The following is a 16759-nucleotide window of genomic DNA, read 5'->3' on the forward strand; positions in this document are numbered from 1 at the left end:
CCTCTAAGGCTTTGCCTCGGGCGGATGCACGATGGCCTGCTGACCGAGAACAGTATCTGCAGTGCCGATGCGCCCGGAGGCACTTACCCGTACGACGAATCGAGCGCGAACGGCTTTCGGATCGTGGTCAATCTTGTAGTTGAGGTCGAGACTTCGTTCAAGTCTGCCTGTCGGCGCTACGGTCGTCGGCGCACTGACCTTGATGGTCTTGGCCACGCGATTCAGTTCCTTACCCTTTTTATCGAAGGTTGCGACGAGGAGCACCACCTCCGCATGGCGCGGCTCAGTCTCTGTCGCATAAGACCAGGCCAGTCCGCGCGCGTCGACATGTACCAGGTAGGTGTCCGGATCGGTTGCCGAAGGAGCCAGCGAGACTGGTACACCGTCGTAGACCATGGTGCTCGAATCGGCGGAGACAAGATCGGCGATCAGGCGACGCGAGGGGTTCTGCGGATTGACCCGCCCTGGACCATATTGGAGGTAGTAGCCCTCACGGGTCAGCACCTGCAGGCCAGGCTGATCGAGCGTCACCCTGATCTTGCGGAACTTCTGCGGGTCGAGCAAGGCATTCGTTGGCCGATAGGTAAGCGTGTAGAAGCTATTACCGTCGCGAATCGCTGTACCGATCTCGGCGTCGACATCATTGCGACCGTAGAGCGTGCGCCCGCCGGTCGCTTTGGCCAGCCGGCTGAACTGATAGTTGCCGCCGAAGGGATCGTCGAAGGCTGCGGCAGCGCCGTATTCGCCGGGGTTGACCATCACCCCTGCGGGGTCGATCGTGTAGAGTGTTACGCGTGCGTCCCGCAGGACGTTTACGCAATCCTGCACGGCGTTGTAGACTCGCCGCTCAGTGTCGACAGGCACATTAGCAAAGTTCAGCGCCGGAAAGCCGCGACCGATCCAGATCATGTTCTTATGTCCGGGATGACCAATCACAGCCTCTGCCACACGGCGCAACGTGAGGAAAGCCGTGCCGTAGCGCTCTCCGATCCAGGCACCCTGATGCGCCTGCCATGGGTACGAGACGAGGTGGTGATCGAGCGAGGAGATTAGCTCGGCTTTGTTCTGCGTGTAGTCGTGGATGACGGTGAATTTCTGCAGGTCGACCGAGATGAGGATCGTCGGGGTGGTCAGCTTATCTGGCTGCTTTTCTAGAAACTTCTTCAGTGAGTAGCGCGCGAAGGCCATGTCCTCAAAGCGGGTATTGAATTCATCCAACAGGATGATGTTGACCGGTGCGCGTGGTGCGAGGCGGTCGAGATCAGCCGTTGAGTTGATCGTGATCTCTGGATCGGGAACATGGGCACCGGCCTCCTCAAAATTCAGGATGGTCTGCGGTTCGCCCACCTCTTCGACATGAAAGTTATCCCGCTTCAGTTCCTTGACGATATTGCCCTTGGCGTCGGTGACTACCATGTCGAGCACGACGAGGCGGGCCGTCCTTTGGATGGTGTACGTGCCATTACTGTTCTTCGTGGGCTGCGGTCCTGCTGCTGGTTGTGCGGGAGCTGAGGGAGATGGTGAGGCCGACTGGACTGCAGGCTGAGGCGCTGACGGCTGCGTAACCGGCGGTTCCTGTGCAGATAGATAGAACTGGCTGAGTGCAACAAGACCGGCAAGAGACAACGTGCGGAAGGCGGCGACGTTCATAGACACCTCAACTGCTATTAGAGAGACGGCGAAGCGTGATAAATCGTCTCACATTTACAAGAATGCTGCGGTCAGGCATCGCGCGAGGCATTTCAGATATTGGTTACCCCTACAGTTACTAAACTGCGAAACTGCGCTCCAGGCTTTTACCTTGGCACATCGTCCGAACTTCCGTGATAGAGTTCGCGTACCGAACCGTATGTAAAGATCATCATCTTTGACTGGAGACTCGCTCGATGGCTCTCACGATCACAGGCCTGTCCAAGACCTACCCGAACGGCGTTCGCGCGCTGAAGAATCTCTCTCTGACCATTGGCAACAATATGTTTGGTCTGCTCGGGCCAAATGGAGCCGGGAAGAGTTCCTTGATGCGGACCATCGCCACGCTACAGGACCCGGACTCAGGCACGGTCGATCTGGACGGCATTAACGTGCTGACGCAAAAGGACGAGGTTCGGAAGATTCTCGGGTATCTGCCGCAGGAGTTTGGGGTGTATCCGAAGATGTCGGCGACCGACATGCTTCATCATCTTGCCATCCTTAAGGGTATTACTGCTGCGGGTGAGCGAAAGGAGATGGTCGAGGCTCTGCTGCAGCAAACCAATCTCTGGGATGCTCGCAAGAAGGCGCTGTCGACCTACTCAGGTGGTATGAAGCAGCGCTTCGGGATTGCGCAGGCATTGCTGGCGAATCCTCGGCTGATCATCGTCGATGAGCCGACCGCCGGGCTTGATCCTGCTGAGCGCAACCGCTTCCTGAATTTGCTCTCTTCGATCGGCCGGGATGTGACGGTCATTCTCTCGACCCATATCGTGGATGACGTTCGCGAACTCTGCCCGCGCATGGCAATCATCGCAGCCGGCGAGGTGCTGCTTGAGGGAGCACCGAACGAGGCGCTGGGCGCGCTGGAGGGGCATATCTGGTCGCGCGTTGTCTCGACCGATGATGAGCTTCGCGCCGTTGAGGCTGAGTTCCAGGTCATCAGCACGCACCTTGTCGGCGGTCAGCACGAGATTCGCGTCTTCTCTGCAGCCTCGCCGGGAGCGGCCTTCCATACCGTTCCCTCCGGACTTGAAGATGTCTACTTCCTGAATCTCTCCCGCCACGCAAAGAAGTGACGCTCGTCACGAAGGATCGGTCATGACCATGTTCTGGGAATTCTTCACCTTTGAGCTGCGCTTCCGCATGAAGAGCGTCTCTACCTATATCTACTTTCTTCTGTGGTTTTTCTTTTCCTTCTTCTGCGTCGCATCCGAGAGCTTTGGGCCGGTCGGCTTCGCAAATGGCAAGGTGCTGTTGAACGGTCCGTACGCCAATAGCTACAACGATCTGTATTCCTGTCTCTTCGGAACGATCGTGATTGCCGCTATCTTTGGCACGTCCATTCTCAGGGACTTTCAACGCGATACCTACCAGATCCTCTTCACGAAGCCGATCTCCAAGTTCGCTTATTTAGGCGGCCGTTGGGCTGGCTCGTTCGTAACGACGGTCTTTGCTTTCTCCGGCATGATGGTCGGCACATTCATTGGGACCTTCGCTCCATGGGCTGACCATAGCCGTATCGGGCCGAATCACCTGTGGTGGTACCTGCAGCCATTTCTATCGATTAACGTCATCCAGATCTTTTTCCTCGGTTCACTTTTCTTCGCCGTCGCGGCTCTTACGCGCAAGATCTTCGTCGTCTACCTGCAGGGCGTCGCGATCTTCATGCTGTATGTCATCGGGCTGACCGTTTTCTCGGCCACCCGCTCGCTCGAACACTTCTGGTCAGGCATTCTCGATCCTATCGGCTTGATCCTGTTCGATAATGTCGTTCGCTACTGGACCGTCATTGAGAAGAATGCCCTGCTGGTTCCGTGGGATCTTTCCGGTAACTCACCCGGCGTGTTTCTTTACAACCGCCTTCTTTGGATGACCGTAGGCCTGGTTGCGCTCGCGATTACATGGCGGCTCTTTCCCATGTCCGTCGAGGCGCTAACCGCGCAGTCGCAGGGGAAGCGAGCCGCGAAGGCACGCCAGCACGATGCCGAAGAGAAACGTCCGATCCGTTCGCTCGTCGTCGCGCAACTACCTCGCGTACGGCAGATCTTTGGGATGGGCACCTCGTGGAAGCAGTATCTCTCGCTTACGCAGCTTCGCATTCGGACCATTACGCGCGAGATACCGTTCTGGGCCATTGTCGGCTTGCTGCTCGTCTTCGCCATCAACAACGGATATTTTGCGGGGCGCGTAGGCGGCGAAAACGTCTGGCCGGTCACCTACCTGATGCTGCAGGCCGTGGAGGGCGGTGCGCAGCTCTTCTTCTATATTGTCGCCACGCTTTACGCGGGCGAACTGATATGGCGAGAGCGGGATAATCACTTCGATGGTATCCATGATGCCCTGCCCCTGCGCGAGGCTACGGACTGGCTCTCGAAGCTGACGGCCATTGCCTTTGTTGAACTCGTCCTGCTCACGGTAACCATGTTATCGGGCATCTTCATGCAGACGGTGTTGGGCTACTACCATTACGAGCTACTGCAATACTTCAAAGAACTGTACCTGGTCACCTTCCCGCAGATCCTGGCGTTTGCGCTGCTTGCGATGTTTGTACAGACGCTGGTGTCGAATAAATTCATCGGACATGCTATTGTCATCGGCATCTTCGTGCTGCAGCCGATCCTCTTCAACTTCGGCCTCGAAAACACGCTGTACCTGCCCGGCGGTGCGCCCCCGTATACCTACTCGGACATGAATGGATACGGCCATTTTGTTGCAGCGCTGTTCTGGGCAAATACCTACTGGTTAGCGATCTTCGCCTTTCTCGGCGTGATCTCTATCGCCTACACGCGCCGCGGCGCTGAGGATACGCCGGCTTCACGCACGCGGCTTGCGATCCGCCGCGCACCCAAGCTCGTTCCCGCTGCAGCCATCCTTCTGCTGCTCGCTCTTGGATCTGGCGGCTGGTACTTCTACAACGCGCATGTCCTGAACGAATACCTAAATGCAAAAGATCGCCGCGTCATCCAGGCCAACTACGAGCGGGACTTCAAAAGGTATGAGTTGTTGCCGCAGCCAAAGGTCACGGCTGTCGATGCGAACGTCAACATCTATCCGGATCGACGATCGTTTGATGGCACCGGCCGCATGACACTCCAGAATAAGACTGATACGCCTATAAGCGTTGTCCACATCACGGATGAGAAAGAGTCTGTCTCGAAGATACAGTTCGACAGGCCATTCCATCTTGTCAGCCGTGCTCCGCGCGATCTCTACTCAATCTATGCGCTTGAAACTCCGCTTGCCCCCGGCGATGTGTTGACGGCGACCTTTTCCGTCGGACATACCAGCAAAGGCTTCAAGGATGGAAATGAAGCCGCGGAGTTTGCAAAGAATGGAACGTTCTTCGACGCGGGATTCTTTCCGCAGATCGGGTATGACCAGGGCTTCGAGCTCAATGATCCGCGTCGTCGTCGCGAGGAACATCTCGGTGCCTTCGAGGAGATGGCAGCTCGCGGCGAGCCTTTACATTCGCGCCGCAATCTTTTCGTTCCAAGCTCTGACTGGATCACCTTTCACACCGTAGTCAGCACCTCGGCCGACCAGATCGCCATCTCCCCCGGCTACCTGCAGCGCGAGTGGAGGCAGGGTGACCGGCACTTCTACGAGTACAGCATGGGGTCCACCCATATTGCCGATTTCTTCAACTTCATGTCGGCTCGCTACGCCATCAGGAAGGAGACCTACACCGGACCGAGCGGACCTGTGAGTCTTGAGGTCTACTACGATCCTGCACACACGTTTGATATCGACGATATGCTCGCCAGCTCGCGCGCCGGACTTGACTACGACCAGGCCCACTTCAGCCCCTATCAGTTCACGCAATATCGCATTATGGAGTTTCCGCGTTATCGGAACTTTGCGCAGTCATTTCCCAACACGGTTCCATTCTCAGAGGGAATCGGCTTTATCGGTCGCATGCGCAATAAGGACGATGTCGATCTGACCTACTTCGTCACTGCGCATGAGCTTGGACACCAGTGGTGGGGACACCAGCTCATTGGCGGCCAGGTGCAGGGATCGAACATGATGTCCGAGACGTTCGCGCAGTATTCGGCATACATGGTGATGCAGCAGAAGTACGGCAAGGATTACATGCATAAGGTCCTGCGGCACTTTCTCGACCGCTATCTGCGAGGACGTGCGGGCGAGGTGCGACACGAGCCACCGCTGTCACTCGTCCAGAATGAGCCGTATGTCTGGTACGAAAAAGGCGGGCAGGTGATGTACACGCTGGCCGACTACATCGGCGAAGACAAGATCGACCTCGCGCTTCACAACTTCCTGATGCAATACCGCTATGCCAATGCGAACAACCAGGTGGATGCGACGGATGCTGTGCACGGCTCGGGAGCAGAAGATCAGCCTTATCCTGACACCCGGATGCTTGTCGAAGCACTCCGCGCGCAGACCCCGGCGGAGCTGCAATACATGATCGACGATGGCTTCAACCGCATCGTGCTTTACGACAACAAGACGCTCTCCGCCACGTCAGAAAAGATGAGCGACGGCAAGTTCAAGGTGACGCTGAACGTGCAGGCGCGCAAGGTGCAGGCTGATGGCAACGGCGCTGAATCTCCTATGCCGATGGCCGACTATATCGACATCGGCGTCTTCACCGGCAAAAAGGATGAAGAGAAGCCGCTTTATATGAAGAAGGAAAAGCTAACCGAAGAGCACCAGACATTTACCATCGTCGTCGATCAGCAACCAACGCGAGCGGGCATTGATCCTTATAACAAATTGATCGATCGCATCGCGGACGACAACATGATCGACGTGACGAAGAAGTAAAGAAAGATCGCGTTTGGAGGTCAGCGAGACAGAGGGCCTTTTTTCCGCGCTCTAGAGTGCCGAACGCCCTGTAAGCTGGACAAGATCTTTACCTATGCTCCGAAAGATTCGAGTATCGCGATAATGCCGCTTTCTGTTGATTGCTACCTCCGCATGTCCCTCGTCCGTATTGTCTCCGCTACATGTTGCCTGATCGGAACCACCTGTCTTGCGGCGCAACCAGGAACAACCGCATGGCGCGATGGCAGCTTCCACATAGAGCGCAAAGGAATTGTCGAGCGCTCCGACGTGATTCTTCAAAAGCCAAATCTGCTTCCCCAGCAGGCTATGCCGCTTGGCAACGGACGCCTCGGGCTGGCGGTATGGGCCGAGAACGGGTATACCGCGCAGCTTAATCGCGGCGATACATTTCCTCTCCGACTCTCGCCTGGGCAGGTGAACATTCCCAGCCTCAAACGGCTTACGGACGCCCCGGACTATGGTGCGCGTCTCAATGTCTACAATGGAGAATTCGAGGAGCACGGCGGCGGCATGACCGCAACCACCTATGTTGCCGAAGCACTCGATGTAATGATCATCGACGTGACGGGTGCAGACCCGAAGATCTTACAGTCCGCCGAGCTCACGCTCTGGTCGCCTCGTCAGCCAAAAGCTCTGGTGAACGGCAACAGCGGTGCTCTCGCTGAGACCTGGCTTGATGACAAGGAAGCAGGAGCCAGCGGGGAGACCTTTGGCTCACTGGCTGCCATCACCGCCGACGGCAACGACCTTCATGCTGAGAAGACCAGTGCGCTCACGGTCAAGATTACTTTTCATTCGCACATAGATGGCTCCTTCCGCATCCTCGTTGGCTCACCTACGTGGCGCGGTGGTGACGCGCTTGCCTCGGCTTCAACACTGCTGGTTGCAGCCGCAAAGCTATCGACGGAAGAACACCGCACATGGTGGCATCACTTCTGGGAGCGGCCCGGCTTGATGAAGCTTTCATCTGCCGATCATGCGGCCGAGTACCTTGAGAATCTTCGCACCATCGACCTCTTCACCGCTGCCGCCGAGAGTAGGGACAAGTTGCCTGGGTCACAGGCTGGGATTGGCGACCTCTTCTCCTCGATTCGCGACTCGCACAAGTGGGGACCTTCGGCCTACTGGCATTGGAACCTCCGCATGCAGGTAAGCGCGAATCTAGGGGCGGGCCTTCCTGAACTGAACGATTCCTACTTTGCGCTCTACAGGCAGAATCTGCCGAATATCCTCGCCTGGACGAAGCTGCACATGGCTGGCCGCCCTGGTATCTGTGTGCCAGAGACGATGCGCTTCAATGGACGCGGTTATGAAAACGAGACCTGGATAACCGAGGCTGCACTCAACTGCGCCGGCGATTCGAAGCCCTATTACAACGCACGGACGATCTCGACAGGAGCCGAGGTATCGCTGTGGGTATGGCAGCAATATCTCTTCACCGGCGACCGTAAATTTCTTGCGCAGAATTATCCGATCCTTCGTGAGTCGGCACAATTTCTTCTGGCCTATGCGACTCACACGCCCGACGGCGGCCTTCACACCTTTCCATCGAACGCGCATGAGTCCAAGTGGGATGTTCATGATCCCACTACGGATATCTCTGCCATGCACGCGCTCTTCCCTGCCGTCATCGAGGCGGCAACGATCCTCAAGATTGACCCGGGGCTTGCAGCCGAGTTGAAAAAGGAGCTTGCCCATCTGCCTGTGCTGCCCCGTATCAATCTCGCTTCACCTAATGTGCTTACCGTTGCGAACGATGACTCAGCCGGAACGGTGATCGCTGCAAGTTACGACCCGGCGGCCGAAACGCATAACTCAGAGAATCTTGGCCTTGAACCAGTCTGGCCATACGGCCTGATTGGTGATGGTGGGCCGCTCCATGCGATTGCTGTTCGCACCTTTATGGCACGCCCGAACAAGAACGACAATGATTGGAGCGCTGATCCGGTTCAGGCAGCGAGATTGGGACTAACCGCAGAGTTCAAGTCCAGCCTTCTTGCCCTAACAGAACGCTACCAGACCTATCCATCTGGGCTTGCCAGTTTCATGGGATCTGAGTTCTACGTCGAGCAAGCTGGTGTGCTTGCCGATGCCCTGCAGACAGCACTCGTTCAGGATTACGACGGCCTCGTTCGCATCGCTCCTGCGTGGCCCAAGGATTGGGACGCCGATGCCACTGTGGCAATCGAGCACAACGGCAGGGTCAACCTGCAACTTCGCAAGGGAGATATCATTACCCTCGGCATCGACGCAGGCTCTGCGGACGCTATCAGGATCCGCAATCCGTGGCCAGGCATGCGGGTAGAGATCGTTGATGCCCGCACGAATCATCCTGTGGTATCAGCAACTGACGGTCCCGTGATCGGACTGAAACCGGTAGTGGGTCACAGTTATCTCGTGAGACGAGCCGTTGCGGAAGGTCAGCCGTTGGAATTCAAGGCTGTGTCAGGAACTCCCGCGTTCCTACCAAAGTCTCTCGGTTCCCGCGCTATCGGGATTCGATAAAGAAGTATGGAAAAGTTGTAGCGACGCAGAGAAGATCTCCTTCGAAAATCGGAGGTTTGTATGCTGACAACAGAACATCTTCTGGCAGAGTCACCTCTGGGCATGCTGACCCTAGTCAGTGCGGACGAGCTGTTGAGCGGGCTCTACACGCCAGACCATCTGCTTGGATCGAAGGTGCAACCGCTTGGATCGCGATCGTTCACTGGCTTTCAAAGCTGTTCGCTCAGAGCTCCGCGAGTACTTCGACCTGAAGCGCAGGGACTTCACATTTTCCACTAGCTCTGGTAGGTGTAGCTTTCCAGCAGTCGCTCTGGAAACTGTTGCGTGCCATTCCTTTCGGAGAGACTCGCCTATGGTCAACTGGCCGAGGCACTTTGCACCGGAGAGCATGCGAGCGGTAAGGTTGGCGAACAGCCGAAATTCCCATCAGCATCGTCATACCCTGTCATCGCGTGATCGGGGGTGGCGGCAGCCTGACGGACTGTGCCGGAGGGGCCGGCCGCAAACGGATGCTATTGGACCTGGAAGGAGCGTTGCCGTCACGGCAACTTACTCTTTTATAGTAGTGTGCTGTACAGTCTCAACCACTTTCGTGCGGTCGCGGCTGTAGATCCAAAACATGCTCACGTACTTGAGTACCATCCAACTCATCACACTGGCACACTGACGGGCGCAAGCTTCATGGCTTGCTTCCTGGAACCTTTTGATATCCCCGGCTCATCCTAAGCGCCTCCTCCATCTGCTTCAGTGCTTCAATATCTTCTACACTTCCGTACCAACGGATGATCTCGCCGGAAGGACCACGGAGAGCCGTCCCTCGCGCGCGCATCCAGCGCCAACCGCCCTCGGGCCGAACTACGCGGTACTCCACATCGATTGGCTCCCCGGTGCGTAGCGCGTCGTTGACGATCTTAACGGTAGGGTCGACATCCTCCGGGTGCAGCGCATGGAGCCATCCCCTTTTGAGTGAGTCCTCTTTGCTGAGACCCGTGGTGCGCGACCAACGCGAGCTGACGTCCAGGATGTCTCCTTCCGGGCTCATCGTCCACGGCATCTGAGGAATCAACTCGACCATATTTTCAAAGTGATCTTTGCTTGCAGCCAGCGCTTCTTCGGCACGCTCACGACGCGTAACGTCGACGACAGCAACCGCAATGCCGATCACCTCATCACCCTCATCCAGCGCCGGGTGGTAAGAAAGAAGAGCTGCCCAATCTGCTCCTCCGAGTTTGACCCCGGGCCGGGAGACGAGGACGTCCGAGATGGCCTCTCCTCGCAAGGCACGAAGCAGATACGGCTTCAAGATCGGGTAGGCGTCCGGAATCATCTCCTCTACTGTCTTTCCCAAGTGAGCAGCGATCGCGGAACCGTTCATTTCGGCAAGTCGCTTATTGATGCTGATGTAGCGCAGGTTACAGTCAAGAAACGCAATACCGACGGGCGCTCCGTCGTAGATTGCCTGCATCTGCGCCAGACGCTGGGCAGGGAGAGCCTCGAGGCTCGACACGACCCACTGCGTGGTTTGATTCGGGACGGAAGGGATGCGAGGGGTTCTGCGGATCACCTCTCCGATGCTGGCAGCCTCCAGAGGCTGTCCATAGAGCCATCCCTGCCCTTGCTTACACCCAAGTCGCAGCAGCATGTCTGCCTGCGCCTCAGTCTCAATGCCTTCTGCGAGCGTGCTGAGTCCGAGGCTGTGCCCAAGACCTATGATGGCAGCGACGATCTTTCGGCTCTCCCGCTTTCTGGTCATTGCGGCGACGAAGCTGCGATCGATCTTCAACTCGTCGAACGGGAGAACGTGGAGGTGCTGCAGGCTGGAGTAGCCGGTGCCGAAGTCGTCGAGAGCAAGCTTGCAGCCGAGTGCTTTCAACCTGCCGATGGTCTTCCTTGCTCCGGCGATATCGTCGACCAGCGCATTCTCTGTAATCTCCAGCTTGAGCCGTTCCAGAGGGAAGCTTGCCTTCTCCGCAGCGTCGCTAATCTGACCGGGCAGATTGAGGTCATAGAGTTGTCGTGGCGATAGATTCACTGCCAGGATGAGCGCCTCCGGTAACGATGGCGCAGACAGAAATGCTTTTCCGAGGATCTGGTCGGTCAACTCCCCGATTAAGCCCTCCGACTCCGCAATGGAGATGAAATTCTCGGGCAGAATGAGACCCTGCTGGGGATGCCGCCATCGGGCCAGAACCTCGAAGCCGATGAGCTCTCCGGTAGCCAATGCTACAAGCGGCTGAAAGCAAGGCACTAGCTCATCGTGGTGCAACGCCTGGCGTACTTGCTCCGGTTTTACCATCATTCGGGAGTGTTGACCACAACGACACGCGCTGAAGGAGCGCTTCGTTTTTCCTCAGCCTGTAGACCCCGATAGTATATGCGCTTGAAACACCTATGCCGCAGGTGTTTCATCCCAATGTCTTTTGCGGATGGGAGACGATGAAGCTATCGGAGGCGTGAGAGCGTAGCACCCATTCGCAAAGGAACAAAAAAAATAGACTAACTGGCTCCTCGACGACCGCATCGCTTCGGTGCGATGAAATCAGCTTGGGGGCAGGTGAACATGAGCAACACAAGCTGACAAAGCGACGCAGAGATGCTTGGTACTAAAATCGACTTGTGAGAACCCCTAATTCTGCAAACCTCCTTTTGTTTCCGCTATGCGTGGCTCTAACCGGCTGCGGTAAGCCCTTGCTCGACCTGCCTGCATCTGTAAACACCATCGGACAAGCAACGCCCATCGCCGTACACGTCCAGGCTTCCCACGGCGTCAGTAAGCTGACTGCCACCTTCGCCCAGAACGGCGCACAATACCAGGCTTGGCAGAGTCCCGCTGCCTCGAAGGATGCGGACACTACATTCAACTTCGAGGTTGGCGTCAAGACCACTCCCCAGTTGCATGATGGGCCTGCCCGCCTGATTCTTGAAGCCACCTCCGGCGGTCTGTTCCACGGCACAACCCGGATGGAGCGCGAGGTGAACGTGGTCACTCAGCCACCGCTCGTCAGCGCCGACTCCGACCAGCACTACCTATACCTCGGCATGGCCGACCTCGCCACCATGAACATCACCGGCACCTACACGTCTGCGGGCGTTCGGGTCGGAGACCAGACCTTTCGTGCGTGGCCCATGCCCGGCGGCAAACCCGGCCTCTTCTCTCTCTTTGCGTTCGCCTGGAACATGCCTGCCGGCACGACACCGCTTGTCTATGCCTCGAATGGATCAGGCAATGATGTGATGACCCCGCTGACCGTCATCTTCCCCAAAAAGGAACAGCCCGTCTACACCCAGCACGAGATCCAGATCTCTGACCAGTTCCTGCAGAAGGTTCTGGGTGAGCTTGACCCCAACGGCACGGGCGATCCCGTTGCGCGCTTCGTGAAGATCAACACCGAGATGCGCCAGGCGAATAACAAGACGCTGGCCAATCTGCAGTTTAAGACTGCTGACAGCTTTCTTTGGTCGCAGCCCTTCACGCGGCAGTCGCATGCGCAGGCTGAGGCTACCTTCGCTGATGTGCGCAGCTACATGTACCACGGCAAGAAGATCGATCAGCAGGTGCATCTTGGCTACGATCTGGCCTCCACACAACATGTGGGCGTTGAGGCCTCGAACGATGGCCGCATCGTCTGGGCCGCTCCGCTGGGCATCTATGGCAACTGCATCGTGGTCGACCACGGCTACGGGCTGCAGACTATCTATGGCCACATGAGCCGGATCGACATGCATGTGGGTGACATGGTCAAGCGCTCTCAGGTGATGGGGCTGAGTGGCATGACGGGGATGGCTGGCGGCGACCACGTCCACTTCGCGATGCAGCTCGATGGGGTTCAGATCGATCCCAAGGAGTGGTGGGACGCGCACTGGATCAAGGACCATGTCGTCCGGCGTGTCGATCTGCCTGGCTTCAGCAAGTAGTTGTAAAGCTACTCGTAGGAGGGACCATTCGGACATCCTTACTCGCCAGATTCAAGAGGCGACGGCGCCGCAGTGCGTCCAGAGTGTATTCGGAATTGCCTCCACTCTAACCCAAGGAGCATCGATTGCAGGTAAATCCGCAGCACATGAAGCACGCGACAGCCTGGGCCTCCGAGCAAGTTTCACTTGCCTGAAAAACAAGCTTGTGCTTCTATTGGTGCACACAGATTTCACCTCGTTCTCCCTCCTCAGAAATCGGCCCAGTTTTTGTCGGGAATACTCACGCAAGTTCCATCGAGCGATTTGAATTCTGAACTCGGCTGGTGCTGCGATCGATGTGAGCGTTGGTCTGTGGCGTACTGACCGGTGAAGCTGAAAGGAGATTTCATGCCTCGTCTTTCGTCGTTGATTGAGGATATTAAAAGTCATTATTCGGTTGCTGTTATTGGATCAGGATATGGCGGTGGTATTGCAGCGTCTCGGCTCTCACGGGCGGGTCAGCAGGTGTGTGTCCTGGAACGCGGCCTGGAGTTTCAGCCTGGAGAGTATCCAAATACGGTACCCGAGGTGCTCGCCCAAACGCAGGTGGATTCCCCCGCCGCGTTCGTCGGCTCACGAACCGGCTTATACGACATGCGGGTGAGCGATGACATCGACGTCTTCTGTGGCTGTGGACTGGGCGGGACCTCCCTCGTAAATGCAAACGTTTCCCTGCCCGCGGAACCGCGAGTGTTTGACGACACGCGCTGGCCGGATGAGTTCCGCGCCGACGTCGCGACGAAGCTCCAGAGAGGCTATCAACTCGCCCAGGAGATGCTCACACCATCGCCATATCCAGACAACTTTCCTACCCTGCCGAAGTTGCAGGCACTCGAGAAATCGGCCGGATCGCTGAACGAAAAGTTCTATCGACCGCCCATCAACGTTACGTTCAAGGATGGGCTTAATGCAGCCGGAGTGCCGCAGAAGGCATGCACTCTTTGCGGTGACTGCGTGACAGGGTGCAACTATTCCGCGAAGAATACTGTGCTGATGAACTACCTGCCTGACGCGCGTAACCACGGCGCAGAAATTTATACACAGGTAGGCGTGCGTTTCCTTGAGTACAAAGAAGGCCTGTGGCTCATTCACTACCAATTCCTGGATTCTGGCCGCGAATTATTCGACGCGCCAACGCAGTTCATCACTGCGGATATGGTGGTGGTCTCTGCTGGGATGCTCGGCTCCACGGAGATCCTGCTGCGGTCCAAGGCAAATGGACTTAGCGTCTCAGATCGTGTGGGACAGCACTTCACGGGCAACGGCGATGTTCTCGCATTCGGGTACGACACCAACGACGTCATCGATGGTGTTGGATATGGGTCGCTGCCGCCACAGGGTCGAGATCCTGTTGGCCCATGCATCACCGGAATCATCGACGACCGTCTTCAGCCAAACCTGGATGATGGCATGGTGATTGAAGAGGGTTCAATTCCAGGAGCGCTCGGAGACCTGCTTCCCGCCGCCCTGGCGGCGATCGCGCCGTGGGCTGGAACCAACCTCTCACCGGGGTTAGGCGGCTTTGTAGAAGAACGGACGCGGGAGTTAGAGAGCCTGGTTTGCGGCCCCTATCACGGAGCGGTACAGAACACCCAGACCTACCTGGTGATGACGCATGACGATGCGAGTGGCTCCATGACGCTGGAAGATGACCGGCTGCGTCTGCACTGGCCGGGTGCCGGAACTCAACCTGTGTTCCAGCGAGTCAACGATCGACTTGATCAAGCGAGTAAGGCTCTGGGCGGAGTCTACGTAAGGAATCCTCTGTGGAGCGACCTCACCAACCATAATCTCATCACGGTTCACCCGCTAGGCGGTTGTACCATGTCTGCCGACGCTACAACAGGCGTGGTCAACCACAAGGGCCAGGTGTTCTCGGCCACTACCGGAACCTCTGTCTACGACAGCCTCTACGTGTGCGACGGTTCGGTTATGCCGCGATCACTTGGAGTAAATCCTCTGTTGACGATCTCGGCAGTTGCTGAGCGGTGTTGTGCGCTCATAGCCGAGGATCGAGGATGGACGATCGACTACAACTCTACCCAAACTCTGCAGCCATCTTCGGCCCCTGTTGCAGTAGGTCTTAGATTTACCGAGGCAATGAAGGGTTTCTTCTCGATGCACGTCACCGACGATTTTGCGAAGGGGAGCGAGCAGGGCGAGCAGGACAACTCTAATTTTGAGTTCATCCTGACAGTCATTGCAGACGATCTGGATCAACTGCTCGCCAGTCCTGACCATCCGGCACGTATGGTCGGTATGGCTACAGCGCCTGCTCTTTCTGCAAAGCCGCTAACAGTAAGCAAAGGTGAATTCCGGCTGCTGGTCACCGATCCCAGTCAGCCAGATTCGCGCCTCATGACGTATGCCATGAATCTCACCTCTGAAGAAGGAAAGGTCTTCGTTTTCACCGGAACCAAGATCATCAAGAACGATGGAATTCTGAACCTCTGGCGTGATTCGTCCACCCTCTACATCACTATTTCGGATGTGTCAGGAGCTGTCCTGGGCAAGGGAATACTGGTGATCGAGCCCGCAGACTTTATGCGACAGATGATGACCATGGAAATTACGAATGCAAAGGACGATCTGGAGCGACTTACCAGCATCATCCGCTTCGGGAAGTACTTTGCCGGATCCCTGTTCGACGTCTACGGTGGAGCGCTGGCACCTGCCAGCGAATTTAATCCGCAACCTATACCGAGAAAGAAACGCCCCCTCCGCATGTGTGCTCCGGAGGTCTACCATTTCCTGACCGAGGATCACGTTGAGCTGCGACTGACGAGATATAAGGGCGGAGTGAAGGGACCTGTGATGCTTTCTCCTGGGTACGGAACGTCAACCGTTGCCTATCTCATCGATACCGTCGATACGAACTTTCCCGAGTTTTTGTATGCGAATGGCTATGACGTGTGGCTGTTCGACTATCGCGCCAGCCCAGCGTTGCCCTCGGCACGTACTCAATTTTCGCTGGACGATGTTGCGACCAAGGATTACCCCGCAGCCGTAGCCCAGGTTCGATCAGTTACAGGTGCTGCAGATATCCAGATCGTCGCACACTGCGTCGGCTCAATGACCTTCCTGATGAGCATGCTTTCGGGCAAGCTTCAGGGGATTCGATCAGCTGTATGCTCGCAGGTTGGGTTTTATCCAACGACTTCGCCGGAAAATCAGCTCAAGGCCATCTTTAATGTCGGATCTTTTCTACATGATCTCGGCATTGACACTGTTACTACTGACTTCGACCCTTCGAAGTGGACGGATATCCTTGCCGACGCCTTGCTGAAACCGAACATCGCCGGACCGCCATGTACCAGTGCGGTGTGCCGCCGCATCTGGGCAATCTACGGCGAAGTATACGAACATTCACAATTGAATAACGCTACTCACGACGCAATTCATGAGATGTTTGGCATCGCCGATATCACAACGTTCAACCATCTGCTGACCATCATCCGGGCAGGTCAAATTGTCGATAAAGACGGTCATGATGTGTACCTCCCGAACATTCAAAGGCTTAAGATTCCGCTGGCCTTCTTTCAGGCAATGGGAAATCGCCTCTTCCTACCCGAAGGGACCGAACGCAGCTTCGAACTATTGTGCGCTAAGAACGGGGCCGACAATTACCTCCGCCTGACAATGCCCAACTACGAGCACATGGACTGCTTTATAGGAAAGAACGCTGCTCAGGATATTTTCCCGCTGCTCGTCGGACAGCTCGACGGTTATAACTTAGCTTCGGACACAGCCACGACGGCGGCAACGCTTCATCAAGAGCCGGTCCTGAGCTAAGCGG

At 56.6% G+C, this 16759-nt stretch carries 8 protein-coding genes; 6 read left to right on the forward strand and 2 right to left on the reverse strand.

Annotated features, from left to right (window positions below; translation table 11 throughout):
* Positions 1 to 3: 3 nt before the first annotated feature.
* Complete coding sequence (locus OHL20_RS01665) at positions 4 to 1650, reverse strand: VWA domain-containing protein (RefSeq protein WP_263381482.1); 1647 nt, start codon at positions 1648 to 1650, stop codon at positions 4 to 6.
* Between the two features lie 236 nt (positions 1651 to 1886).
* Between OHL20_RS01665 and OHL20_RS01670 the strand changes: the two genes are divergently transcribed.
* The 4 genes from OHL20_RS01670 to OHL20_RS01685 all read left to right on the forward strand — a co-directional run bounded on the left by OHL20_RS01670 (position 1887) and on the right by OHL20_RS01685 (position 9572).
* Complete coding sequence (locus OHL20_RS01670) at positions 1887 to 2768, forward strand: ABC transporter ATP-binding protein (protein WP_263381483.1); 882 nt, start codon at positions 1887 to 1889, stop codon at positions 2766 to 2768.
* A gap of 22 nt (positions 2769 to 2790) precedes the next feature.
* Positions 2791 to 6483, forward strand: a complete 3693-nt coding sequence (locus OHL20_RS01675) for an ABC transporter permease/M1 family aminopeptidase (protein ID WP_263381484.1) — start codon at positions 2791 to 2793, stop codon at positions 6481 to 6483.
* Between the two features lie 123 nt (positions 6484 to 6606).
* On the forward strand, positions 6607 to 9009 hold the full coding sequence (locus tag OHL20_RS01680) for a glycosyl hydrolase family 95 catalytic domain-containing protein (protein WP_263381485.1): 2403 nt from the start codon (positions 6607 to 6609) through the stop codon (positions 9007 to 9009).
* Between the two features lie 452 nt (positions 9010 to 9461).
* A complete protein-coding gene (locus tag OHL20_RS01685) occupies positions 9462 to 9572 on the forward strand; it encodes an MGMT family protein (protein ID WP_263381486.1) in 111 nt (36 codons plus the stop codon).
* A 116-nt stretch (positions 9573 to 9688) separates the two neighbouring features.
* Here the strand turns inward: OHL20_RS01685 and OHL20_RS01690 are convergent, their stop codons facing one another.
* On the reverse strand, positions 9689 to 11308 hold the full coding sequence (locus tag OHL20_RS01690) for an EAL domain-containing protein (RefSeq protein ID WP_317890928.1): 1620 nt from the start codon (positions 11306 to 11308) through the stop codon (positions 9689 to 9691).
* 317 nt (positions 11309 to 11625) lie between these two features.
* On the opposite strand from OHL20_RS01690, the gene OHL20_RS01695 reads away from it, so the two are divergent.
* Positions 11626 to 12924 (forward strand): M23 family metallopeptidase, encoded by a 1299-nt coding sequence (locus tag OHL20_RS01695; RefSeq protein ID WP_263381487.1) that lies wholly within the window; start codon positions 11626 to 11628, stop codon positions 12922 to 12924.
* A gap of 387 nt (positions 12925 to 13311) precedes the next feature.
* Positions 13312 to 16755 carry a GMC oxidoreductase gene (locus OHL20_RS01700; protein WP_263381488.1) on the forward strand — a complete coding sequence of 1148 codons (3444 nt, stop codon included), beginning with the start codon at positions 13312 to 13314 and terminating at the stop codon, positions 16753 to 16755.
* Positions 16756 to 16759 lie beyond the last annotated feature (4 nt).

The sequence above is a fragment of the Granulicella arctica genome (genome assembly GCF_025685605.1).
GTDB lineage: Bacteria > Acidobacteriota > Terriglobia > Terriglobales > Acidobacteriaceae > Edaphobacter > Edaphobacter arcticus.